General features: G+C 58.5%; 21 protein-coding genes and 1 pseudogene. 7 read left to right on the top strand and 15 right to left on the bottom strand.

Going from position 1 to position 23367, the window contains the following annotated elements:
- Window positions 1-224: 224 nt before the first annotated feature.
- The gene (gene queD / locus BW686_RS18900; RefSeq protein WP_005886646.1) at window positions 225-581 is read right to left on the bottom strand and encodes a 6-carboxytetrahydropterin synthase QueD; all 357 of its coding nucleotides are present in this window, start codon (window positions 579-581) and stop codon (window positions 225-227) included.
- A 209-nt stretch (window positions 582-790) separates the two neighbouring features.
- On the opposite strand from queD, the gene BW686_RS18895 reads away from it, so the two are divergent.
- From BW686_RS18895 to BW686_RS18870, 7 genes and pseudogenes are all read left to right on the top strand, one after another.
- Window positions 791-1099, top strand: a complete 309-nt coding sequence (locus BW686_RS18895; protein ID WP_084919033.1) for a PepSY domain-containing protein — start codon at window positions 791-793, stop codon at window positions 1097-1099.
- A complete protein-coding gene (locus tag BW686_RS18890; RefSeq protein WP_084919032.1) occupies window positions 1099-1407 on the top strand; it encodes a PepSY domain-containing protein in 309 nt (102 codons plus the stop codon). Before BW686_RS18895 ends, BW686_RS18890 begins: the two co-directional genes overlap by 1 nt.
- Window positions 1407-2075 (top strand): response regulator transcription factor, encoded by a 669-nt coding sequence (locus tag BW686_RS18885; protein WP_084919031.1) that lies wholly within the window; start codon window positions 1407-1409, stop codon window positions 2073-2075. The genes BW686_RS18890 and BW686_RS18885 overlap by 1 nt, the downstream gene beginning before the upstream one ends.
- The gene (locus BW686_RS18880; RefSeq protein WP_084919030.1) at window positions 2072-3391 is read left to right on the top strand and encodes an ATP-binding protein; all 1320 of its coding nucleotides are present in this window, start codon (window positions 2072-2074) and stop codon (window positions 3389-3391) included. Before BW686_RS18885 ends, BW686_RS18880 begins: the two co-directional genes overlap by 4 nt.
- A gap of 126 nt (window positions 3392-3517) precedes the next feature.
- Window positions 3518-4339 (top strand): annotated as a pseudogene (locus tag BW686_RS27580) (cache domain-containing protein); the annotation flags it as partial.
- 15 nt (window positions 4340-4354) lie between these two features.
- Window positions 4355-5197, top strand: coding sequence for a methyl-accepting chemotaxis protein (locus BW686_RS27575; protein WP_373271038.1), 843 nt, complete (start codon window positions 4355-4357; stop codon window positions 5195-5197).
- A 157-nt stretch (window positions 5198-5354) separates the two neighbouring features.
- Window positions 5355-6419 (top strand): AI-2E family transporter, encoded by a 1065-nt coding sequence (locus tag BW686_RS18870; protein WP_084919028.1) that lies wholly within the window; start codon window positions 5355-5357, stop codon window positions 6417-6419.
- A 58-nt stretch (window positions 6420-6477) separates the two neighbouring features.
- On the opposite strand, the gene nuoN is transcribed toward BW686_RS18870, so the two are convergent.
- The 14 genes from nuoN to aceA all read right to left on the bottom strand — a co-directional run bounded on the left by nuoN (window position 6478) and on the right by aceA (window position 23216).
- Complete coding sequence (nuoN, locus tag BW686_RS18865; protein ID WP_084919027.1) at window positions 6478-7947, bottom strand: NADH-quinone oxidoreductase subunit NuoN; 1470 nt, start codon at window positions 7945-7947, stop codon at window positions 6478-6480.
- A gap of 7 nt (window positions 7948-7954) precedes the next feature.
- Window positions 7955-9487, bottom strand: a complete 1533-nt coding sequence (gene nuoM / locus BW686_RS18860; RefSeq protein WP_084919026.1) for an NADH-quinone oxidoreductase subunit M — start codon at window positions 9485-9487, stop codon at window positions 7955-7957.
- 39 nt (window positions 9488-9526) lie between these two features.
- Window positions 9527-11380, bottom strand: coding sequence for an NADH-quinone oxidoreductase subunit L (nuoL, locus tag BW686_RS18855; protein WP_084919025.1), 1854 nt, complete (start codon window positions 11378-11380; stop codon window positions 9527-9529).
- A complete protein-coding gene (nuoK, locus tag BW686_RS18850) occupies window positions 11377-11685 on the bottom strand; it encodes an NADH-quinone oxidoreductase subunit NuoK (protein WP_002554020.1) in 309 nt (102 codons plus the stop codon). Before nuoK ends, nuoL begins: the two co-directional genes overlap by 4 nt.
- Window positions 11682-12191: an NADH-quinone oxidoreductase subunit J gene (gene nuoJ / locus BW686_RS18845; RefSeq protein WP_084919024.1), complete on the bottom strand. Its 510-nt coding sequence runs from the start codon at window positions 12189-12191 to the stop codon at window positions 11682-11684. The genes nuoK and nuoJ overlap by 4 nt, the downstream gene beginning before the upstream one ends.
- Before the next feature lie 10 nt (window positions 12192-12201).
- The gene (nuoI, locus tag BW686_RS18840; protein ID WP_024657350.1) at window positions 12202-12750 is read right to left on the bottom strand and encodes an NADH-quinone oxidoreductase subunit NuoI; all 549 of its coding nucleotides are present in this window, start codon (window positions 12748-12750) and stop codon (window positions 12202-12204) included.
- 11 nt (window positions 12751-12761) lie between these two features.
- Window positions 12762-13769: an NADH-quinone oxidoreductase subunit NuoH gene (gene nuoH / locus BW686_RS18835; protein WP_003411662.1), complete on the bottom strand. Its 1008-nt coding sequence runs from the start codon at window positions 13767-13769 to the stop codon at window positions 12762-12764.
- Complete coding sequence (gene nuoG / locus BW686_RS18830) at window positions 13766-16483, bottom strand: NADH-quinone oxidoreductase subunit NuoG (protein WP_084919023.1); 2718 nt, start codon at window positions 16481-16483, stop codon at window positions 13766-13768. Before nuoG ends, nuoH begins: the two co-directional genes overlap by 4 nt.
- A gap of 137 nt (window positions 16484-16620) precedes the next feature.
- Window positions 16621-17979: an NADH-quinone oxidoreductase subunit NuoF gene (gene nuoF / locus BW686_RS18825; RefSeq protein ID WP_084919022.1), complete on the bottom strand. Its 1359-nt coding sequence runs from the start codon at window positions 17977-17979 to the stop codon at window positions 16621-16623.
- On the bottom strand, window positions 17976-18473 hold the full coding sequence (nuoE, locus tag BW686_RS18820) for an NADH-quinone oxidoreductase subunit NuoE (RefSeq protein WP_002554014.1): 498 nt from the start codon (window positions 18471-18473) through the stop codon (window positions 17976-17978). The genes nuoF and nuoE overlap by 4 nt, the downstream gene beginning before the upstream one ends.
- 2 nt (window positions 18474-18475) lie before the next feature.
- Entirely contained in the window at window positions 18476-20257 is a 1782-nt protein-coding gene (nuoC, locus tag BW686_RS18815; protein ID WP_084919021.1) for an NADH-quinone oxidoreductase subunit C/D, read from the bottom strand.
- Between the two features lie 74 nt (window positions 20258-20331).
- On the bottom strand, window positions 20332-21006 hold the full coding sequence (locus BW686_RS18810; protein ID WP_002554012.1) for a NuoB/complex I 20 kDa subunit family protein: 675 nt from the start codon (window positions 21004-21006) through the stop codon (window positions 20332-20334).
- A 10-nt stretch (window positions 21007-21016) separates the two neighbouring features.
- Window positions 21017-21430 (bottom strand): NADH-quinone oxidoreductase subunit A, encoded by a 414-nt coding sequence (locus BW686_RS18805; RefSeq protein ID WP_002554011.1) that lies wholly within the window; start codon window positions 21428-21430, stop codon window positions 21017-21019.
- A gap of 460 nt (window positions 21431-21890) precedes the next feature.
- Complete coding sequence (gene aceA / locus BW686_RS18800) at window positions 21891-23216, bottom strand: isocitrate lyase (RefSeq protein ID WP_084919020.1); 1326 nt, start codon at window positions 23214-23216, stop codon at window positions 21891-21893.
- Between the last annotated feature and the right edge of the window lie 151 nt (window positions 23217-23367).

Genomic DNA, 23367 nt, shown 5'->3' with positions numbered 1-23367 from the left:
ATGGTAGTGTGGGGTTTCCCCATGTGAGAGTAGGTCATCGTCAAGATTAAATTCCAAAAACCCTCATCGCTTATGCGTTGAGGGTTTTTGTTTTTGTGGCGTCCGCCATCCCGCTTTGAAACACATTTCAGTTGAACACCCCCATGCCGGCCAGCTTGCTGCCAGGGCGTACACACAGGCATAAAAAAACCACCCTTAAGGTGGTTTTTCTTAAGCCGGAAAGGTCAGTCTCCGCGATATTCACATCCGCTGGTGCAGGTCTCATGAATCCGAATCGCCGACAGCTCAGGCAGTAGCGGTTTCAACTCGTCCCAGATCCACTTTGCAAGGTTCTCGCTGGTTGGATTCTCAAGGCCTGGAATGTCATTCAGGTAGTGATGATCAAGCCGCTCGTAAAGCGGTTTGAAAATGGCCTTGATTTCGGAAAAATCCCGGATCCAGCCTGTATGAGGGTCTACCTTGCCGGCCAGGTGAATGCCGACACGAAATGAATGCCCGTGCAGGCGCCCGCACTTGTGCCCCTCTGGAACGTTGGGGAGGAGGTGTGCCGACTCAAACGTAAACTCTTTGAAGATTTCCACTGTGTATTGGTCCCGAAAAATGGCGATCGCCTACGCGATAAATGCAGTCGGCGAGTTTAACAGCAATGGTATGAAACGCCATGCGGTCGGCAGATGACGATTTCTTCAAAAGGCTGATGGCACTCGGCCAGAACCCTTCAGCTTGAGTTAAGTTGCACCGGTTAAGGTGAATACCATAAAAGCATCGACGGCTATGGATCCCTTTGATAATGAAAACGCTGACGGCCTTGCTGGCGGCCCTTACGCTTGTTCTCACCTCTACTGTCATTCAGGCGCGGGGCATTGATCCCGAGGAGGTACTGCGTCTCAGTGATGCCGGCACCCTCCAGTCAAGCGAGAGGCTTGATGCCAAGGCGTTGAGCAAACATCCCGGTGCCAGCATTATCGGCACACAGCTCAAGAACATCTACGGCAGGTACGTTTACAATGTCGAGCTGCGTGATGCGCAGGATATTGAGTGGTATCTCGAAATAGACGCCGCCACAGGCCAGGTCTACAGGAATCATCAGGATAACTAATGAATGTCGACAAGCATCTCTGTGCCATCCTGGGTTTGAGCCTGATCTGCTCCTTCGCGTACGCCAGAGATTTGAATCAGGACGAAGCGCTCAGCTTGCGGCAGCGCGGTGTGATTCTGCCTCTTGAGCAGTTCATCGAGCGGGCGTTGGGTCTCCATCCGGGCGCCCGTCTGCTGGAAGCCGAGCTCGAAGAGAAAAACAATATGTACGTTTATGAATTCGAGCTGCTGACGCCGCAGGGCGTTGTACGAGAGCTCAAGTTTGATGCCCGGGACAGCCGATTATTGAAAGACGAGGATGATGACTGATGCGCCTGTTACTGGTTGAAGATCATGTTCCCCTCGCCGATGAGCTACTCGCTGCGTTGGGGCGCCAGGGCTATGCCGTCGACTGGCTGGCCGACGGGCGTGATGCGGTCTATCAGGGGGCGAGTGAGCCATACGATCTGATTGTTCTGGACCTGGGGCTGCCCGGTATGTCCGGGCTTGAAGTTCTCCAGCAATGGCGTGGGAAAGGTCTGGCAACACCTGTATTGATCCTGACGGCGCGGGGATCATGGTCCGAGCGAATTGAAGGGCTGAAGGCCGGTGCCGACGATTACCTGACCAAGCCTTTTCATCCTGAAGAACTGCAACTGCGTATTCAGGCACTTCTGCGACGCTCGCACGGGTTGGCCAACCAGCCAACGCTGGAGTCCGCAGGTCTCAATCTGGACGAGGGGCGGCAATGTGTCAGCCGCGATGGCGTTGATATTCAGCTTACCTCCGCAGAGTTTCGTCTTCTACGCTATTTCATGCTGCACCCCGGGCAGATTCTTTCCAAAAGCCATCTGTCCGAGCACCTGTATGACGGCGAAAACGAGCGCGACTCCAATGTCATCGAGGTTCACGTCAATCACCTGAGGCGCAAGCTGGGCCGCGCGGTCGTCGAGACCCGTCGCGGGCAAGGCTATCTTTACGGCGGAGCCGGAGGTTGAAGTCCATACAGCGGCGTTTGAGCCTGGGCTTGATCGCCGTGATGGTGGTGGTCGGTCTGGTGATGGCACAGACCAGTCTCTGGCTGTTTGAAGTGGGTCTGCAGCGCTATCTCGAATCAGGTCTGCGCAATGAAAGCGAGAACCTTCTGGTGGCGCTGGTGCGTGGTCCTGCCGGGCTGCAACTGGACGATCATCGCTTGTCGGGAGCTTATCAGCGTCCGTTGTCCGGTCACTATTTTCGTATGGACCTGCCGCAGGGCCACTGGCGTTCCCGATCTCTATGGGACTTCGAGCTGCCTCAGCCCGGTGTAGGTTTGCACGCCAACCTCGAGCTGGGCCAAACAGGGCAGTCACTGTTGATGCTGACCAGCGAATACCGCAAGTTCGGTCAACAGATTTCCATCACCGTCGCGCAGGACTACACCCCGGTCAGGGCAAGCTTTCGTCTCATGCAGCAGATAGGCCTCGGGCTGGGGTTCGCCGCGTTGGTGCTGGTGCTGGTGCTGCAACGCATCACAGTGCGAAGGGCACTTCGTCCACTGGAAACCGTTCGTGAACAGATATCCCAGCTCCAGCAGGGCCAACGCTCGCAGCTGGATAATCAAGTCCCCCTTGAGCTCGAACCGCTGGTGGCCCAGATCAACCATCTGCTTGCGCACACCGAAGACAGCCTGAAACGTTCACGCAACGCGTTGGGTAACCTGGGGCATGCGTTGAAAACTCCGCTTGCTGTCCTGCTCAGCCTGGCGCTCAGCGGACAGCTGGACGCCAATCCTGCCTTGCGCAAAACACTGCAGGAGCAACTGGAAAACATCCGTCTGCGTCTTGAGAGAGAGCTCAATCGGGCACGTCTTTCCGGTGACGCGCTGCCGGGCGCTCGTTTTGATTGTGATGCGGAACTGCCCGGGCTGTTTTCCACGCTGGGCATGATCCACGGCGCTCACCTTCAGCTACTCAACGACGTCGAGCCTGGCATGTACCTGCCTTGGGACCGGGAAGATATCCTTGAGCTGCTGGGCAATCTACTGGACAACGCCTGCAAGTGGGCTGACAGCGAAGTGCGTCTGAGCATTGTGCGCCAGGATCAAGGGTTCTGCCTGTTGGTGGACGACGATGGGCCTGGCATTCCCGAATCTCAGCGTGCAGAAGTCTTCAGCCGTGGCGCTCGTCTGGACGAGCAGATTACCGGCCACGGACTGGGTCTGGGCATCGTGCGCGACATCGTTGAAGCATGGGGCGGTCAGTTGCAACTTCTGGAAAGCCCTTCCAGCGGGCTTCGCGTACGTATCGACTTGCCTGAGCGTACGGCGCCATAAGTTGTCAGTTCGAACTAAACGGAGTTTTCTTACGAAAAATCAGGACTAGCCTTAATGTCGGACGGAGGATGCCGATAGCCTGATGGGCACCTCCGACTTATAAAAATAACCATAAGGCATAATCCTATGCGTCTCAGTCTGAAAGCCAAGGTTTTGTCGTTGGCAGTATTGCCGGTCCTGATATTTGCGCTGGTGATCAGTGCTACGACGGTGTTCATGCTGCACAAGCAGGCTGAGCGCGAGGTCAGTGACACGCGAGAGCGTCTGTTGTCCGAGGCCAAGGCCACGCTGCAGAACTACGTGGCGATTGCCATGACCGCGATCAAACCGCTCTATGATGCGGCAGCACCCGGCGATGAGACGGCACGTGCCAATGCCATCAAGTTGTTGTCGGCCGTCAGCTACGGCAAAGACGGTTATATCTTCGGCTACGACTCACAGGTCATCCGTATCTTTCGCAGTACCAGCCCTGACGGTCTGGGGAAAAGCTTCAATGATGCCCGTGACGCGAACGGGGTTTACATCAATCGCGAGCTGGTCGCGGTCGGCAAGGCGGGCACTCACTACGTGATGTACTCTTCGGCGCTGCCGGGCAAGACCGAACCGGTGCCCAAGATTGGCTACACGGATTACCTGCCCAAATGGGACCTGGTCATCGGTTCTGCCGTCAATCTAGACGGTATCGACGCACAGGTGGCGGTAGTCAGGCAGAACGTCGAAGCACGCTTGCAGGAAATGCTCTACAGCATTCTGGGGATTACCGTTCTGGTGCTGGTGGTCATCAGCATCGTCGGGATAGTGATGGCAGGCACCTTGCTGCGTCCACTGGCCCTGATGAAAAACAACCTCGATGACATTGCTGCGGGTGAAGGCGATCTGACCCGGCGTCTCGCCATCACCAGCAATGATGAACTCGGAGAGCTCGCGGGCTCGTTCAACCGGTTTGTCGACAAGATTCACGGCATGGTTCGCCAGATCAGTGAAATGACCAGACAGCTCAATGGCTTGGTCGGAGAGGTCTCGTCCCAGGCGCAACGCTCGGAAACCGCAATGGACCGCCAGCGCCACGAGACCGATCAGGTGGCCACTGCGATCAATCAGATGTCCGCTGCCGCCCAGGAAGTCGCGAAGAGTGCGCAAGGAGCCTCCGTGGCAGCACAGCAGACTGACGAGCAGGGACGTGCCGCCAAGCGCGTGGTCGACGGCAGCATCAAGCAGATTCATGCGCTGGTAGAGGACATTCGCAAAAGCGGTTCTTCACTGGATGTGCTGCAGAAAGATGTGTCTTCCATCGTCAGCGTGCTGGGTGTCATTCGCTCGATTGCCGAACAGACCAACTTGCTCGCACTCAACGCCGCTATCGAGGCCGCGAGGGCAGGGGAAGCAGGACGCGGGTTTGCGGTGGTTGCCGACGAAGTCCGGGCACTGGCCAGCCGCACCCAGCAGAGCACCCAGGAAATTCAAGGCATGATCGACCGCTTGCAGCAGGGTACGCAGGAGGCCGTCACGGCCATGCGGCGTTCCAGTGAAGCCGGCGACGGGACGTCAACGCAAGCCAATGAAGCGGGTCTGTCGCTGGTAACCATCGGTGAGTTGATTGCAACCATCAATGCCATGAACGCACAAATCGCCAGCGCGGCCGAAGAGCAGACGGCGGTTGCCGAAGAGATCAATCGCAGTGTTCACCAGATCGCCGGTGCAGTTGAAAGCGTAGCGGACGAAACCCGGCAGAGTGCCCAGACGTCGCGCAGTCTCGCCGAGCTGGGTACCAGCCTCGACAAACTGGTAGGTCAGTTCCGCGTCTGACGTGGATCTGAACGCGTTTCAAGGCGCTGTCGACCCTTGCTGTTGTGCGTTCGTCAGCGGTGATCATATTGCTGTCATCAGATGGCACTCGTACGTTGATGTGCTGACTAAGCTCCAGACCGGGCGCGGATGCACGGTCTACTGACATGGACAGGACATGAACGAAACCACGTTGCAATACAAAACCCTCATTCTGCTATTGGTGCTGGTGACCATTGCTTTCATATGGATTCTGTTGCCGTTCTATGGCGCAGTATTCTGGGCGGTCATTCTCGGGATCATCTTTGCACCCGTGCAGCGCAGGCTGCAGATCAAGTTCAACTGGTCACGTAACCTCACTTCCCTGTGTACCCTGACGATCTGTCTGGTCATCGCGATTCTGCCCGTGATCGTCATCAGTGCCTTGCTGGTTCAGGAAGGCACCACGCTGTACAAGAACGTCGAAACCGGCCAACTGGATATCGCGGGTTATCTGGCTGAGTTCAAGGACCTGCTGCCACACTCGATTCAGGCCTTGCTCGACCGTCTGGGCATGGGTGACCTTGAAGGGTTGCGCGATAAAATCACCAAGGGTGCGATGCAAGGCAGCCAGTACCTGGCAACGCAGGCCTTCAGCTTCGGGCAGGGTACGTTCGATTTCGTGGTGAGCGTCTTCATCATGCTTTATCTGTTGTACTTCTTCCTGCGCGACGGGCAGGAACTGGTGCGCAAAATACGCACTGCCTTTCCGCTTGCGGAACAGCAGAAGCGTCGTCTGCAGCTCAAATTCACTCGTGTGGTGCGGGCCACAGTCAAGGGCAACGTGGTGGTCGCCGTGACGCAAGGTGCGTTGGGCGGCTTCATTTTCTGGGCGCTCGATATTCCAAGTGCCTTGCTCTGGGCGGTGATCATGGCCTTCCTGTCGCTGCTCCCGGCAGTCGGCGCGGGGATTGTCTGGGCGCCTGTTGCGGTCTACTTCTTGCTTAGCGGCATGATTTGGCAGGGTGTTGTGCTTATGTTGTTCGGGGTCTTCGTCATCGGGCTGGTGGACAACGTGTTGCGTCCGATTCTGGTCGGCAAGGACACCAAGATGCCGGATTACCTGATCCTTATTTCCACCTTGGGCGGCATGTCGGTTTTCGGTCTGAACGGCTTTGTGATCGGGCCGCTGATTGCTGCGCTGTTCATCTCCAGCTGGGGATTGTTCAGCGGTGCCAAGAAGCCGGTGAGGCTGCCGGGCTAGTTTTCCCTGAGGCAAAAAAAACCCTGCTCGATAGCAGGGTTTTTTTGTTTCCGGGTGATCAGCCTGCTACGTGCAGACCTGCATTGACCACCAGATCCAGCAGCGGTTGTGGGTACACACCAAGCGCGAAGGTCAGGATTGCGACCGCTAGCAGCATCACGCCGCCTGTGCGCTGCGCCCAGTTGATTGCTGCGTCATGGCGCGGCAGTTTGTTGTCCACCAGGTACATGGTGACCATGACACGCAGGTAGTAGAAAACGCCGATGGCACTGCCAATCACCAGTGCGCCGATCAGCCACCACAATTGCGACTCGACGCCGGTGGCAATGATGTAGAACTTGCCGATGAAGCCTGCGGTGAGCGGAATACCGGCCAGCGACAGCATCATCAGGGTCATGACGGCGGTCAGGTACGGGCGACGCCAGAACAGGCCACGGTACTCGAACATTGCATCGGCATCACGACCGCTGTAAGGCGAGGACATCATGGTGATCACACCGAAACTGCCCAGCGAGGTCAGGACATAGGTCGCCAGATAGACGCCAATGGCCTCGACCGCCATACCTTTGCTGGCCACCAGCGCAATCATCAGGTAACCAAAGTGCGCGATGGACGAGTAGCCCAGCAGACGCTTGAGGTTGGTCTGAGTCAGGGCCAGCAGGTTACCGACCAGAATCGATGCTACGGCGATCACTGCCAGTACGTCATGCAGCACGCCGCTGCTTGCGGCGGGGGAAATCTGGAACAGGCGAACCAGCACCGCAAACACTGCAACTTTGCTCGCCGTGGCCAGGAACGCTGCGACAGGAGCAGGAGCGCCTTCGTACACGTCTGGGGTCCACAAGTGGAACGGCACCAGCGACAGCTTGAAGGCAAGCCCCACGACCATCATGCCCAGACCCAGGCTGGCAATCGGGCTAGGCATACCGGTGGCTGCAATGGCCTTGCCGATACCGTCGAAGCTCAGTGAACCCGCTTCTGCGTACAACAGCGCCATGCCGAACAGCAGAAAGGCCGAACCGGCTGCCGACAGCACCATGTACTTGATGCCGCCTTCCAGCGAACGCTTGTTGAAGAAGGCGTAGGCCACCAGACCATAAACGGGCACCGACAACAGTTCGAGCCCAATAAACAGGCCCGCCAGGTGCTGAGCGCTAACCAGTACCAGACCACCGGCAGCGGCCAGCAGAATCAGCAGGTACAGCTCTTCGCGGTTGCCGGGGTAACCGGCTTTGCCGTCGCCCAGATAAGCATGTGCCATCGTCACGCACGCCAGAGTAGAGGCGAGGATGATTGCCATGTACAGACAGGCGAAGTTGTCGATGTGCAGCAGCGGTGTCACCACCAGCGGTGCAACCTTGAGTGCCGGATAGATCGAGAGCAGTGCCAGGTTGAGGCCTGCTACCGAAAGCAGGAACGTTTGCGAGTGATTGCGGCGCCATGCAATCGCCAGCATCACCACAACAACGGTGAGGCTGGTGATCAGCAGTGGCGCAAGCGCAATAAAGTGTTGAATCGTCAGGTCCATAGCGCTCTTACCGGGCCGAAGCGAGTTGAGTGAAGGCAGTGCCTAGCCATTGCTGCACGCCGTGCATGGTCGCTGCCGATGTGTCGAGGAACGGCTGCGGGAAAACCCCGAGCACGATCAGCAACACGGCAAGGCCCAGCACCATGATCATTTCCCGCCCGTCCATGCCCTTCAGAACCTCGTCGGACTTCGACGGGCCGAAGTAGGCGCGGTGGATCATGATCAGCGAGTAGACAGAACCGAATACCAGGCCGGAAGTCGCAATCGCCGTGATCCACGGTGAACTGGCGAAACTGCCCAGCAGAATCAGGAACTCACCCACGAAGTTGCCAGTGCCCGGCAGACCCAGAGAGGCGGCTGCAAAGAACAGGCTGATGGCCGGGATGTAGGCGATGCGTGACCACAGGCCGCCCATCTCGCGCATGTCACGGGTGTGCAGGCGTTCGTACAGCTGACCGCTGAGGATGAACAGTGCCGCAGCCGACAGGCCGTGGGCGATCATCTGAATCAGTACACCCTGAAGAGCTTGCTGGCTGCCCGAGTAGATACCGATCAGTACAAAACCCATATGCGAAACGCTGGAGAACGCGATCAGACGCTTGATATCGGTCTGGGCGAAGGCCAGGAACGCACCGTAGAAGATACCGACCAGACCCAGCGCCATCGCAATCGGCGCGAATTCCGCCGAGGCGTTGGGGAACAAAGGCAGGGCAAAGCGCAACAGGCCATAAGCTGCGGTTTTCAACAGGATACCGGCCAGGTCGACAGAGCCGGCAGTCGGCGCCTGGGCGTGCGCGTCAGGCAGCCAGGAGTGCAGTGGCACCACTGGCAGCTTCACGGCGAACGCGATGAAGAAGCCCAGCATCAGGATGTATTCAGTGCCTGGCGCCAGTTTGGTCTTCAGCAGGTCTGCGTAGGCGAAGGTGATTACGCCGGTCTGGTTGAAGTGAACCAGCACCAGACCCAGAATCGCCACCAGCATGATCAGACCGCTGGCCTGAGTGAAGATGAAGAACTTGGTCGCCGCGTAGATACGCGTCTTCTTGCCGTCCGAAGAGCTATGACCCCAGAGCGCGATGAGGAAATACATCGGCACCAGCATCATTTCCCAGAAGAAGAAGAACATGAACATGTCGATGGCCAGGAACACGCCGACGACGCCACCCAGAATCCACATCAGGTTAAGGTGGAAGAAACCCACCTTGCGCTGGATTTCCTTCCACGAGCACAGCACCGACAGCACGCCGAGCAGGCCGGTCAGCAGGATCATCAACAGCGACAGGCCATCGAGTGCGAGATGCACATCAATGCCGAAGCGGGTGATCCACGGGTGGTGGAATTCCAGGGTCCAGGTCGGATCGGCTCCGGGCATCGGCGCGTAGCCGAAGTTGCCGGTCGCCCACAGCCAGAGGCCGAGAACCAGTTCAAGGGTCATTGTCAGCAGCGCGATCCAGCGCGGCAGGGTAGAGCCGAAGCGCTCACCCAGCCAGCACAGCAGGCCGCCGATAAAGGGGATCAGGATTAGCCAAGGCAGAATCATGACGGGCTCAATTCCTTTCGCAAATTCGCAAGGTTCATGTCAGACCGCAACCAGAACGACGGCACCGAGTACCAGAACGGCACCCACGGCAATCGAGGCAGCATACCAACGCAACTGGCCGGTCTCGGTGCGGCTCATGGTGTCATGACCGCCTTTGACCAGACGTGGGATCAAGCCGATGGTGCGGTCGAACGGATCGCTACGCAGCACATGACTGATCGCCAGATAAGGTTTGACGAACAGCTTGTCGTAGATCCAGTCGAAGCCCCAGGCAGCGAACCACCAGGCTGAAAGGAAACGACCCGGGCCGCTGTTGGCGATAGCCGTTGCCAGACGACGCTTGCCCAGGAACAGCAACGCAGCCAAGAGGATACCGGCCAGGGCAATGGCGCCCGAGGCGATTTCCAGGCTGTGCTTCGCTTCGCCACCGGCGTGGCCCACGCTCTGCGGCAGAACACCGGCCAAGGGCGGGGTGATCATTGCGCCGATGAACGTCGACAGTACGATCAGCACCGACAGTGGCAGCCAGTGAGCAATGCCATGACCTGCGTGCGCTTCGGTCTTGGCTTCACCATGAAACGCGATGAAGATCAGGCGGAAGGTGTACAGCGAGGTCATGAACGCGCCGACCAGCCCGGCGTACAGCAAGCCGTTGTTACCGCTGGCAAACGCTTCCCAGAGGATTTCGTCCTTGGAGTAGAAACCGGCAGTCAGTAATGGCAAGGCGGAGAGTGCCGCACCGCCCACGATGAAGCTGGCATAGGCCAGTGGCAATTTCTTCCACAGGCCGCCCATCTTGAAGATGTTCTGCTCATGGTGACAGGCCACGATGACCGCACCGGAAGCAAGGAACAGCAGCGCCTTGAAGAAGGCGTGGGTCATGAGGTGGAAGATCGCACCTTCCCATGCGCCAACGCCCAGCGCCAGGAACATGTAGCCGATCTGGCTCATGGTCGAGTAGGCGAGGATACGTTTGATGTCGGTCTGCACAAGTGCTGCAAAACCTGCCAGCACCAGCGTAACGCCGCCGACCAGACCAACCAGGTGCAGGATGTCGGGTGCCAGTGCGAACAGGCCGTGAGTCCGCGCGATCAGGTAGACACCTGCCGTGACCATCGTGGCAGCGTGAATCAATGCCGAAACCGGAGTAGGGCCGGCCATTGCGTCTGCCAGCCAGGTTTGCAATGGCAGCTGTGCGGATTTACCGACAGCGCCGCCCAGCAGCATCAGCGTCGCCAGAACGATCCAGAAATCGCCGACCTTGAAGTGCTCCGGTGCCTTGATCAGCAGTTCCTGCACATTGAGCGTACCCAATTGCTGGAACAGGATGAACATGCCGATGGCCATGAACACGTCGCCGATACGGGTGACGATAAAAGCCTTGAGCGCCGCGTTGCCGTTGTTGCGGTTACTGTAGTAGAAACCGATCAACAGGTAGCTGCACAGGCCTACACCTTCCCAACCGAAGTAGATGAACAGCAGGTTGTCGCCCAGAATCAGGAACAGCATGCTGGCAATGAACAGGTTGGTGTAGGAGAAGAAGCGTGAATAACCTGCTTCACCACGCATGTACCAGGAGGCGAACAGGTGGATCAGGAAGCCGACGCCTACCACCACGCCCAGCATCGTGACGGACAGGCCGTCCAGATACAGTGCGAAGTTGGGCTGGAAGCCATCGACGTCCATCCAGCGCCACAGCACCTGGGTGTAATGGCCACCTTCTGGCGGTGCGACGTTGAACTGCCAGATGATCCAGGCTGTGACGATGGCCGACAGGCCAATGGAGCCAACGCCGATCAGCGCCGCGAGGTTTTCCGAGATACGTCCACGTGAGAACGACAGCAGCAGAAAACCGATGAGGGGAAATACGAAAGTCAGAAAGAGAAGGTTCATCCGCGCATCTCGCTGGCAGCATCGATATCGAGAGTGTGGAAGCGGCGATACAACTGCATCAGGATCGCCAGGCCAATACTGGCCTCGGCTGCCGCAAGGCTGATCACCAGGATGAACATGACCTGTCCGTCCGGTTGCGCCCAGCGACTGCCGGCAACTACGAACGCCAGAGCAGACGCGTTCATCATGATTTCCAGGCTCATCAACACGAAGAGAATGTTGCGGCGCACCATCAGGCCGACCAGACCCAGGCAGAACAGGACCCCGGCGACCGCCAGACCGTGTTCAAGAGGGATAGCATTCATTGGCTTGGCTCCTTGGCCTCGTTGCGGCCCAGATGGAACGCCGTGATGGCTGCAGCAAGCAGCAGCATCGAGGCGAGTTCCACCACCAGCAGATAAGGCCCGAACAGGCTGATGCCGACCGCCTTGGCGTCGACCGTGGTGTGACCGATGGCAGCGCCGGTCGGGTTGGCGAACAGTACGTACAGCAGCTCCGCCAGCAACAGGGTGCCGAGAATCACAGGGCCTGCCCAGATGCCAGGTTTGAGCCAGGCACGTTCTTGCTGAACCGAGGCCGGGCCGAGGTTCAGCATCATCACCACAAACACAAACAGCACCATGATCGCGCCCGCATAGGCGATGACTTCCAGCACCCCGGCAAACGGCGCGCCAAGGCTGAAAAAAGTCATCGCGACGGCGATCAGCGAAATGATCAGGTAGAGCAGGGCATGCACCGGATTCGTGTTGGTGATCACCCGCAGGGTGGACACAACAGCGATTCCGGATGCGAAATAGAAAGCGAATTCCATCTTTACTTCCTTAAGGCAGCAAGCTCTTGACGTTGATCGGCTCGGCTTCATTCTGTGCGGCGCCCTTGGGCTTGCCGCCGATGGCCATACCGGCCACGCGATAGAAGTTGTAGTCGGGGTTCTTGCCGGGGCCGGAGATCAGCAGATCCTCTTTCTCGTACACCAGATCCTGACGCTTGAAGTCGGCCATCTCGAAATCCGGCGTAAGCTGGATCGCGGTGGTAGGACAGGCTTCTTCACACAGGCCACAGAAGATGCAGCGCGAAAAGTTGATACGGAAGAAATCCGGATACCAGCGCCCGTCCTCTGTTTCTGCCTTCTGCAAGGAGATGCAACCCACCGGGCAGGCCACGGCGCACAGGTTGCAGGCCACGCAACGCTCTTCACCATCAGGGTCGCGGGTCAGGACGATACGGCCACGGTAACGCGGTGGCAGGTAGACCTGTTCTTCGGGGTATTGCAGGGTGTCGCGTTTGCGGAAGCCGTGACCGAACACCATCACCAGGCTTCGCAACTGGGTACCGGTACCCTTAACGATGTCGCCAATATATTTGAACATGGGTCAAATCCTCACTGAACCGAGCCTGCCGGTGTGTTCAACAACACGATCGCAGCAGTCACCAGCAAATTGATCAGGGTCAGCGGCAGACAGAACTTCCAGCTGAAATCCATGACCTGGTCATAACGCGGACGCGGGATGGAAGCGCGCAGCAGAATGAACAGCATGATGAAGAACGCGGTTTTCAAGGCGAACCAGAAGAACGCAAGCGATGGCAGAATATCGAACGGACCGTGCCAGCCGCCGAAGAACAGCGTCACCAGCAACGCCGAGATCAGAATGATCCCGATGTACTCGCCCACGAAGAACATGCCCCACTTCATGCCGGCATATTCAATGTGGTAACCGTCAGCCAGTTCCTGCTCCGCTTCCGGCTGGTCGAACGGATGACGGTGAGTCACCGCGACGCCTGCGATGAAGAAGGTGCAGAAGCCGAAGAACTGCGGAATGATGAACCACAGGTTTTGTGCCTGATATTCAACGATGTCGCGCATGTTGAACGAGCCGACCTGCACCACGATGCCCATCAGCGCGAGGCCCATGAACACTTCGTAGGACACGGTTTGCGCCGAAGCGCGCAAGCTGCCCAGCAGGGCAAACTTGTTGTTGCTCGACCAGCCCGCAAACAGCACGGCATACACCGACAGACCGGCCATGGCGAAGAAGAACAACAGGCCGATGTTCAGATCCGCTACGCCCCAGGTCGGGGTGATCGGGATGACGGCAAAGGCAATCAACAAAGCGCTCATGGCCACGACCGGTGCCAGGGTGAAGATCACCTTGTCGGCAAACGGCGGCGTCCAGTCTTCCTTGAAGAACATTTTCAGCATGTCGGCTGCGATCTGAAACATGCCGAACGGGCCGACGCGGTTCGGACCGTAACGGTCCTGCCACCAGCCCAGCAGACGGCGCTCCACGAAACTCAGCAGTGCGCCGCAGACCACGACGGCCAGCAGCACAACGATTGCCTTGACCACCGCGATGATCGCGTCGATCACATCAGGGGTGAACCATGTCATTGCGCTGCCTCCTGCAGACCGTCAACGGATTTGCCGAAGATCGCCGGAGGAATGCCCGGCAGCCCGGCGGGCAATGCCACCAGACCTGCGCCCAGTTCTTCGTTGATACGCAGCGGCAGTGTCAGCGACTGACCCGCAACGCTCAAAGAGAGCAGGGCACCTTCGTTGACGCCCAGACGGTCGGCTTCGGATTTGGCCAGTGCAACATAAGGCTGTGGAATACGTTCCTGAACCGGCGCGGCCAATGACGAGGTTTCGTCGCTGCCAAACAGGTGGAAGAACGGCACGACCTGCCAAGTGCCGCGTTCCGGGGAGAACGCGCGCGGGACGCTGGAGAACCATGACAGACCATCGCCCTGGCTTTCGATCAGGCGTGTGCCCGGATCACCGGCACGCAGGTGACCGCCGACTTCGTCCTGGAACTTGTTCCAGGCTTGCGGCGAGTTCCAGCCCGGAGACCAGGCGAAAGGCACTTGCTGACGAGGCTCGGCAGAACCCGAGTAGCCTTCCATCGAGAAAGAGAACGCGGTGTCGTTGTCCTGCGGGGTGCGAGGTTCGTGAACACTGATGTTGGCACGCATCGCGGTACGACCGCTGTAGCGCAACGGTTCGCGTGCCAGCTTCAGGCCCTTGATACGGAACGAGGCAGACGGTGCAGCGTTGACGATACCGGCCAGTTGCGCAGTGCTGCTGGCACAGGCTTCAGTGACGTGGTCCAGTTGTGTCCAGTCGACAGGCTTGTTCAGCAAGGTCGCGCGCAGGGCATGCAGCCAGCGCCAGCCTTCATGAACCAGGATACTGGCGTCCAGATAAGTAGGATCGAACACCTGGAAGAAGCGCTGGGCGCGGCCTTCCTGGCTGACCAGCGTGCCATCGCCTTCAGCGAAACTGGCGGCTGGCAGGACCAGATGCGCACGATCACTGGTCGCTGTTTTCTGGTGATCGGCCACGATCACGACTTTCGCAGCGCTCAGCGCGGCGTCGACGATGTTTGCGTCCACGCGACGATACAAGTCGTTTTCCAGCACCACGATCGCGTCGGCCTGGCCGGAGATTACGGCTTGCAGGGCCGCATCGACAGATTCGCCGCCGAACATCGCCAGGCCCATGCTGTTGGCTTCCGGCACGATCAGGCTGATGGAGCCTTGTTTGTCACGCAGCTTCAAGGCTTTGGCAATGTTTGCCGCTGCCTCGATCAGCGCTGTCGACCCCAGCGAACTGCCGGAGATGATCAACGGACGTTTTGCGGCAAGCAGTGCGTCGGCGATACGTTGCGCCAGTTCCAGTGCTTCACTGTCCAGGCCTTCGACAGCCGGTGCGCTGGCATCCAGGGCGTGGGCGACGGCGAAGCCGATGCGTGCCAGGTCGTCAGGCGCTGCGTGGACGCATTCTTCTGCGATATCGTCCAGCCGGGTTTCAGCCAAGCTGGCGATGAACAGCGGGTTCAGTTCGTGCTGACCGATATTCTTCACCGCAGCATCCAGCCACGGCTGGACTTTCATCGCCGCAGCCATGTCTTCCGCCTTGCCCTTGACGGCCTGACGCAGGCCCAGCGCCATGCGCGCTGCGGTCTGGGTGAGGTCTTCGCCAAGCACGAAAATGGCGTCGTGGTCTTCGATGTCGCGCAGGGTCGGAATCGGCAGCGGGCTGTCGTTCAATACCTTGAGGATCAGGCGCACACGCTCCAGCTCGCCGGCTTCGATGCCGCTGTAGAAGTGTTCGGCCCCGACCAGTTCACGCAGTGCGTAGTTGCTTTCCAGGCTGGCACGAGGCGAGCCGATGCCGACAATGTTACGACCGCGCAACAGGTCAGCGGCCTTGTCCAGGGCTGCATCCAGGCTCAATTTGACCTGGCCGTCGGCCAGCAGTGGCTGACGTGGACGGTCCGTGCGGTTGACGTAGCCGTAGCCGAACCGGCCCCGGTCACACAGGAAGTACTGGTTGACCGAACCGTTGTAGCGGTTTTCGATGCGGCGCAGTTCACCGTAACGTTCGCCCGGGCTGATGTTGCAACCGCTGGAGCAGCCGTGGCAGATGCTCGGCGAGAACTGCATGTCCCATTTGCGGTTGTAGCGCTCGGAGTGAGTCTTGTCGGTGAAGACACCGGTCGGGCAGACCTCAGTGAGGTTGCCGGAGAACTCGCTTTCCAGGGTACCGTCTTCGACGCGGCCGAAGTACACGTTGTCGTGCGCGCCATAGACGCCCAGGTCGGTACCGCCAGCGTAGTCTTTGTAAAAGCGCACGCAACGGTAGCAGGCGATGCAGCGGTTCATCTCGTGAGCGATGAACGGCCCCAGCTCCTGGTTCTGGTGGGTACGTTTGGTAAAGCGATAACGGCGCTCATTGTGGCCGGTCATCACGGTCATGTCTTGCAGGTGGCAATGACCGCCTTCCTCGCAGACCGGACAGTCGTGCGGGTGGTTGGTCATCAGCCATTCGACAACACTGGCACGAAAAGCCTTGGATTCATCGTCTTCGATGGAAATCCAGGTGTTGTCGGTGGCTGGCGTCATGCAGGACATGACGATACGACCACGGGTGTCGTTCTCGTCGGTGTACTGCTTGACCGCGCATTGGCGACAGGCGCCAACGCTGCCAAGGGCAGGGTGCCAGCAGAAATAAGGAATATCGAGGCCCAGCGACAGACATGCCTGTAACAGGTTGTCTGCACCATCGACTTCGAGCGCTTTGCCGTCTACGTGAATAGTAGCCATGGTTCAAAGGTCTTCGTTGGCCCGTTGTCAGCGGGCGTGGCTAATGGAATCTCGGTAGTACCCGTATCGTTCAGCCCGCGAGGGCGTCAGCAGGTACGAGGACGGCGGCCCGATCAGCCGCCGACCGGTCTGTCTTGTTATGCGCCGACCACGGTCGGACTTTTACCCGGAACAAGCGTGGATGCGCTGGCTGGCGCAATGCCTGCTTCGAACTCCGGGCGGAAGTACTTGATCGCGCTGCCCAACGGTTCAACGGCACCCGGTGCGTGGGCACAGAAGGTCTTGCCAGGGCCTAGGAAATTGACCAGACCCAACAGGGTTTCGATATCCCCTGGCTGGCCCTGACCTTTCTCGATGGCACGAAGCATTTTGACGCTCCACGGCAAACCGTCGCGGCATGGGGTGCAGAAGCCACAGGATTCCTGGGCAAAAAACTCTTCCATGTTGCGCAGCAGCGACACCATGTTGACCGAATCGTCGACGGCCATCGCCAGACCCGTACCCATGCGGGTGCCGACCTTGGCAATACCGCCAGCATACATCTGGGCATCCAGATGCTCCGGCAGCAGGAAACCGGTTCCCGCACCACCGGGCTGCCAGCACTTGAGCTTGAAGCCGTCGCGCATGCCACCGGCGTAGTCTTCGAACAATTCCCGCGCCTGAACACCAAACGGCAGTTCCCACAGACCCGGGTTTTTCACCTTGCCGGAGAAGCCCATCAACTTGGTGCCGTGATCCTCACTGCCTTCGCGAGCCAGCGACTTGTACCAGTCGTTGCCGTTGTTGACGATGGCTGGCACGTTGCACAGGGTTTCGACGTTATTGACGCAGGTCGGCTTGCCCCACACGCCTACGGCAGCGGGGAAGGGCGGTTTGGAGCGCGGATTGGCGCGGCGGCCTTCCAGCGAGTTGATCAGTGCGGTTTCTTCACCACAGATATAACGACCGGCACCGGTATGGACAAACAACTCGAAATCGAAACCGGTGCCGAGGATGTTCTTGCCTAGCAGACCGGCAGCCTTGGCTTCCGCCACGGCGCGGTTCAGGTGCTTCGCCGCAGTCACGTATTCGCCACGCAGGAAGATATAGCCGCGATAGGCTTTCAAGGCGCGGGCACTGATCAGCATGCCCTCGACCAACAGATGGGGCAGTTGCTCCATCAGCATGCGGTCTTTCCAGGTGTTGGGCTCCATCTCATCCGCATTGCACAGCAGGTAGCGGATATTCATGGATTCGTCTTTGGGCATCAGGCCCCACTTCACGCCGGTGGGGAAGCCCGCACCACCGCGACCTTTGAGGCCCGAATCCTTGACCGACTGGACGATATCGTCAGGTGTCTGCTGGGTCAGCGCTTTTCGCGCCGCCGCATAGCCGTCTTTAGCCTGATACTCGTCAAGCCAGACCGGCTCGCCGTCATCGCGCAGGCGCCAGGTCAGCGGGTGGGTTTCTGCCGTGCGCGCAATGCGGTTGGCAGGGCCGAAGGAAGTGATGGTCATAGGTAACCCTCCAGCATCTTGGCAACGCCAGCAGGCTGTACATCACCGAAAGTGTCGTCATCGACCATCACGGCCGGGGCCTTGTCGCAGTTGCCGAGGCAGCAGACGGGCAGCAACGTGAAGCGGCCGTCGGCAGTGGTCTGTCCGAGGCCGATACCCAGCGAGCTTTTGATTTCGTCCACGACGTTCTCGTGACCACCGATGAAGCACACCATGCTGTTGCAGACACGAATGATGTGACGTCCGACCGGCTGGCGGAATATCTGGCTGTAAAAGGTAGCGACACCTTCGACATCGCTGGCAGGAATGCCCAGCAGGTCGCCGATGGCGTAGATGGCGCCGTCGGGCACCCAGCCACGTTCCTTTTGCACAATCTTCAGGGCTTCGATAGACGCCGCGCGCGGGTCTTCGTAGTGATGCATCTCATGCTCGATGGCCGAGCGCTCGGTCTCGCTCAGGGCGAAACGGTCTGTCTGGATTAGCGGGCTGTTCATGCTTAGCGGTCCACGTCGGCCATAACGAAGTCGATACTACCCAGGTACGCAATCAGGTCTGCGACCATGCTGCCTTTGATCACCGAAGGGATCTGCTGCAGGTGCGGGTAACTTGGGGTGCGGATCCGGGTACGGTAGCTCATGGTGCCGCCGTCGCTCGTCAGGTAATAACTGTTGATACCCTTGGTCGCTTCGATCATCTGGAAGGATTCGTTGGCCGGCATGACCGGGCCCCACGAAACCTGCAGGAAGTGGGTGATCAGGGTTTCGATGTGCTGCAGCGTGCGCTCTTTTGGCGGCGGCGTGGTCAGCGGGTGATCCGCCTTGTACGGGCCTTCCGGCATGTTGCGCATGCACTGGTCGATGATCTTGATGCTCTGGCGCATCTCTTCGACGCGGACCATGCAACGGTCATAGGCATCGCCGTTCGCGGCCAGCGGTACTTCGAACTCGAAGTTCTCGTAACCCGAGTAAGGGCGCGCTTTGCGCAAGTCGAAGTCGCAGCCGGTCGAGCGCAGGCCAGCACCGGTGACGCCCCATTCCAGCGCTTCTTTGGTGTTGTAGGCCGCGACGCCGACGGTACGGCCTTTGAGAATGCTGTTCTGCAGCGCGGCCTTGGTGTATTCGTCGAGACGCTTCGGCAGCCAGTCGACAAAGTCCTTGACCAGTTTTTCCCAGCCGCGCGGCAGGTCGTGAGCAACCCCGCCGATACGGTACCAGGCCGGGTGCAGGCGGAAACCGGTGATGGCCTCGATCACCGTGTAGGCTTTCTGACGGTCGGTGAAGGTGAAGAACACCGGGGTCATGGCGCCCACGTCCTGGATGTAGGTACCCAGAAACAGCAGGTGACTGGTGATACGGAAAAACTCGGCCATCATGATGCGGATGACGTCGACTTTTTCCGGCACCTTGATACCGGCCAGCTTCTCGACAGACAGGACGTAGGGCAGGTTGTTCATCACCCCGCCGAGATAGTCGATACGGTCGGTGTACGGGATGAAACTGTGCCAGGACTGACGCTCGGCCATTTTCTCGGCGCCACGGTGGTGGTAGCCGATGTCCGGAACGCAGTCGACGATCTCTTCGCCGTCCAGCTGCAGAATGATGCGGAACGCACCGTGGGCAGAGGGGTGATTCGGCCCCAGGTTGAGGAACATGTAGTCCTCGTTCTGGCCTGAGCGCTTCATGCCCCAGTCTTCCGGACGAAAGCGCGCAGCTTCTTCTTCCAGTTGCTGTTTGGCGAGGGTCAGGCTGTAAGGGTCGAATTCGGTCGCGCGGGCAGGAAAGTCCTTGCGCAGCGGGTGACCTTCCCAGGTCGGCGGCATCATGATGCGGCTCAGGTGCGGATGGCCCGGGAAGTCGATGCCGAACATGTCCCAGACTTCACGCTCATACCAGTTGGCGTTAGGCCAGATGCTGGTGATGGTCGGCACGCTCAGGTCGCTTTCGGACAGCGCCACCTTGATCATCACATCGCTGTTTCTTTCGATCGACAGCATGTGATAGAAAACGGTGAAGTCAGCACCGGGCAGGCCGCGGCGGTGAGTGCGCAAACGTTCATCCACACCATGCAGGTCATAGAGCATGGAGTAGGGTTTGGGCACGTTGCGCAGGAAGGTCAGAATTTCAAACAGTCGAGCACGCTCGACCCACAGCACAGGCATGCCGGTGCGAGTTGGCTGGGCGGTAAAGGCCTCGGCGCCAAAACGGTTATTCAGTTCAACGACGACATCTTGGTCGTCAGCCTTGTAAGGCGGGATGTACAGAGCGTTGTCTGCAGTCATAGGTCTCAATCACTTCGGTCAACGTACAGAATCAACCCCGGTTCCTGTCTTTTTTATAAGCAGAACGGGCTGTATCAGACTTCGTCGGGGCTGCGCAGGTTGGTTACCTGAATACGCTGTTCGCGGCGCTGTTCCTTTTGCGAAGGCATCTCGGCGCGGTACACGCCTTGATCACCTACAACCCAGGAAAGAGGGCGACGCTCCTTGCCGATGGATTCCTGCAACAGCATCAAGCCTTGCAGAAACGCTTCGGGGCGGGGCGGGCAGCCGGGCACGTAGACATCCACGGGAAGGAATTTGTCCACCCCCTGGACCACTGAGTAGATGTCGTACATGCCACCGGAGTTGGCACACGAACCCATTGAAATGACCCATTTGGGTTCGAGCATTTGCTCGTAGAGGCGCTGGATAATCGGCGCCATCTTGATGAAGCAGGTACCGGCAATGACCATGAAATCAGCCTGACGCGGCGATGCCCGAATGACTTCGGCGCCAAAGCGCGCGATGTCGTGGGGCGCCGTGAAGGCAGTGGTCATTTCCACATAGCAGCACGACAGGCCGAAGTTGTAGGGCCACAGGGAGTTTTTACGTCCCCAGTTGACCGCACCATTCAGCACGTCTTCCAGCTTGCCCATGTAGATGTTTTTGTGGACTTGATCTTCTAACGGATCGGAAACGGTTTCCCGCTTGCCGATGGGGTACTGCTCGTTAGGAGCGTCCGGGTCGATCCTGGTGAGATTATATTGCATCGCCAAAGCCTCATTGTTTCAGCTTCGCTTGCCGATTACGGCGACCTTCAGGAGCCCAGTCAAGAGCCCCAACCCGCCATAGGTAGACAAGACCTGCCAACAGAATTGCTATGAAAACGAGAGCTTCGACGAATCCGGTCCAGCCGCTTTCGCGGACGGACACAGACCAGGCAAAGAGAAAAAGGGCTTCGATGTCAAAGATCACGAAAAGCATCGCGACCAGATAGAATTTTGCCGAGAGTCGCAGGCGCGCACTGCCGGTAGGCAGCATGCCGGATTCGAACGGTTCGTTCTTGCTGCGGCCCCAGGCCTTGCTTCCGAGCAGGCTGGACAGACCGAGCATGAAGGCGCAAAGGCCGACAACACCCAAAAGGAAAATGGCGAAGCCCCAGTTATGGGCAATCAGACCTGTCGATTCGGGCATGCTGGCAGTCCTTGTTAGAGAGCAAAGGTCTCTGTGCTTGATAAAGAGTCGAGGCAGTGACGAAATGTCGCAGCGCGGTCAACGGATTGATTTTATGTGCAAACAGTTGGCAAGTAAATTTTCTACATCAAATTTATTTACGGAATCAATCGCAAGCGGGCTCCCAACGTGGCTGCAGGGCCTGCCGGGCGGGCATCGACAGCGTTTTCGTCAATTGTGTTTCCGAGGGACAAAAAAGAACGAAACGCAATTTGAATGATAATTGATATCATTTAAGGCGTGCGGATGGTTTATCGCGTGTTAGTCCGGGCCTAGTTATCGGCGGTCGTCGTTAATAAGTACGTCCTTTTTAGCATTCTTGAAAGAACTGATGATTGTCCGAAATCAATTAAGGAAATACCTGACAAAAAAACAGACCGTCCCTACGGACGGCCTGTTTTTCAACGTGTTGCGCGGTTGATCAGTGGAATTGCTCTTCCTCTGTCGAGCCTGTCAGCGCAGTGACGGACGACACTCCACCCTGGATCACAGTGGTCATGTCGTCGAAATACCCGGTGCCCACTTCCTGCTGGTGAGCCACGAAGGTGTACCCCTTGGCGGCATCGGCGAACTCCTGTTCCTGCAGCTTCACATACGCGGTCATGTCATTGCGCGCGTAGTCGTGCGCGAGGTTGAACATGCTGTGCCACATGTTGTGGATGCCCGCCAGCGTGATGAACTGATGCTTGTAGCCCATGGCCGACAGCTCGCGCTGGAATTTGGCGATGGTCGCGTCATCAAGGTTCTTCTTCCAGTTGAAGGACGGTGAGCAGTTGTATGACAGCAACTGATCCGGGTACTCCTTCTTGATCGCTTCGGCAAAGCGACGGGCCTCGTCGAGATCCGGTTTTGCCGTTTCGCACCAGATCAGATCGGCGTAGGGCGCATACGCCAGGCCCCGCGAGATGGCCTGGTCCAGGCCTGCGCGGACTTTGTAAAACCCTTCATGGGTGCGCTGACCGGTCACGAACGGCTTGTCATAAGGGTCGCAGTCCGAGGTCAGCAGATCTGCAGCGTTGGCGTCGGTACGCGCCAGGATAATCGTCGGTACACCGGCAACGTCAGCCGCAAGGCGCGCCGCCACCAGTTTCTGGACCGCTTCCTGAGTTGGAACCAGCACTTTGCCGCCCATGTGACCGCATTTTTTCACCGATGCCAGCTGATCTTCGAAATGCACGCCCGCCGCGCCGGCTTCGATCATGCTTTTCATCAGCTCATAAGCATTGAGCACGCCCCCAAAGCCCGCTTCCGCGTCTGCCACGATAGGGGCGAAATAGTCGATGTAGCCTTCATCGCCGGGCGCCTTGCCCGCCTTCCATTGAATCTGGTCGGCACGGCGGAATGAGTTGTTGATGCGTTTGACCACCGTTGGCACCGAGTCGACCGGGTACAGCGACTGGTCCGGGTACATGGATTCGGCAGAGTTGTTGTCGGCGGCGACCTGCCAGCCAGAGAGGTAGATGGCTTGAATGCCAGCCTTGACCTGTTGCACGGCTTGCCCGCCTGTCAGAGCGCCCATGCAATTGACAAAGTCCTTGTCCGGTCGAAAGGAAGGCCTGGCCCCCTGAGTCACCAGATTCCACAGCTTGTCGGCACCCAGCCTTGCGAAGGTATGCTCCGGCTGAACCGAGCCACGCAAGCGGACCACATCCGCTGCAGAGTAAGTGCGGGTCACGTTTTTCCATCGCGGATTTTCAGCCCAGTCTTTCTCGAGGGCCGCTATTTGTTGGTCGCGTGTCAGTGCCATGGTGATAAACCCCTGCTGGAAGTAGGTCTTGTCGAAAGTCCTGCTCCGCCAATTAAGCCCCGTTTATGGAAGGCACTGTGTATGGCTGCTCGCTGGTTAAAGAGGGGTAATCAGACGTTTGTCTGACCGTCTCCAACCGGCGGGAGCGAGG

Origin of the sequence: Pseudomonas syringae (assembly GCF_002157375.1) — a bacterium.
Classification (GTDB): Bacteria; Pseudomonadota; Gammaproteobacteria; order Pseudomonadales; family Pseudomonadaceae; genus Aquipseudomonas; species Aquipseudomonas syringae_T.
This window is presented reverse-complemented; position numbering and strand designations above follow the sequence as displayed.

What these genes read in the sequence shown, in the direction of transcription:
- BW686_RS18895 (WP_084919033.1), top strand. Translation starts at nt 791, where the DNA reads ATGAAAACGCTGACGGCCTTGCTGGCGGCCCTTACGCTTGTTCTCACC.
- BW686_RS18890 (WP_084919032.1), top strand. Translation starts at nt 1,099, where the DNA reads ATGAATGTCGACAAGCATCTCTGTGCCATCCTGGGTTTGAGCCTGATC.
- BW686_RS18885 (WP_084919031.1), top strand. Translation starts at nt 1,407, where the DNA reads ATGCGCCTGTTACTGGTTGAAGATCATGTTCCCCTCGCCGATGAGCTA.
- BW686_RS27575 (WP_373271038.1), top strand. Translation starts at nt 4,355, where the DNA reads ATGGTTCGCCAGATCAGTGAAATGACCAGACAGCTCAATGGCTTGGTC.
- BW686_RS18870 (WP_084919028.1), top strand. Translation starts at nt 5,355, where the DNA reads ATGAACGAAACCACGTTGCAATACAAAACCCTCATTCTGCTATTGGTG.
- nuoN (WP_084919027.1), bottom strand. Translation starts at nt 7,947, where the DNA reads ATGGACCTGACGATTCAACACTTTATTGCGCTTGCGCCACTGCTGATC.
- nuoM (WP_084919026.1), bottom strand. Translation starts at nt 9,487, where the DNA reads ATGATTCTGCCTTGGCTAATCCTGATCCCCTTTATCGGCGGCCTGCTG.
- nuoL (WP_084919025.1), bottom strand. Translation starts at nt 11,380, where the DNA reads ATGAACCTTCTCTTTCTGACTTTCGTATTTCCCCTCATCGGTTTTCTG.
- nuoK (WP_002554020.1), bottom strand. Translation starts at nt 11,685, where the DNA reads ATGAATGCTATCCCTCTTGAACACGGTCTGGCGGTCGCCGGGGTCCTG.
- nuoJ (WP_084919024.1), bottom strand. Translation starts at nt 12,191, where the DNA reads ATGGAATTCGCTTTCTATTTCGCATCCGGAATCGCTGTTGTGTCCACC.
- nuoI (WP_024657350.1), bottom strand. Translation starts at nt 12,750, where the DNA reads ATGTTCAAATATATTGGCGACATCGTTAAGGGTACCGGTACCCAGTTG.
- nuoH (WP_003411662.1), bottom strand. Translation starts at nt 13,769, where the DNA reads ATGACATGGTTCACCCCTGATGTGATCGACGCGATCATCGCGGTGGTC.
- nuoG (WP_084919023.1), bottom strand. Translation starts at nt 16,483, where the DNA reads ATGGCTACTATTCACGTAGACGGCAAAGCGCTCGAAGTCGATGGTGCA.
- nuoF (WP_084919022.1), bottom strand. Translation starts at nt 17,979, where the DNA reads ATGACCATCACTTCCTTCGGCCCTGCCAACCGCATTGCGCGCACGGCA.
- nuoE (WP_002554014.1), bottom strand. Translation starts at nt 18,473, where the DNA reads ATGAACAGCCCGCTAATCCAGACAGACCGTTTCGCCCTGAGCGAGACC.
- nuoC (WP_084919021.1), bottom strand. Translation starts at nt 20,257, where the DNA reads ATGACTGCAGACAACGCTCTGTACATCCCGCCTTACAAGGCTGACGAC.
- BW686_RS18810 (WP_002554012.1), bottom strand. Translation starts at nt 21,006, where the DNA reads ATGCAATATAATCTCACCAGGATCGACCCGGACGCTCCTAACGAGCAG.
- BW686_RS18805 (WP_002554011.1), bottom strand. Translation starts at nt 21,430, where the DNA reads ATGCCCGAATCGACAGGTCTGATTGCCCATAACTGGGGCTTCGCCATT.
- aceA (WP_084919020.1), bottom strand. Translation starts at nt 23,216, where the DNA reads ATGGCACTGACACGCGACCAACAAATAGCGGCCCTCGAGAAAGACTGG.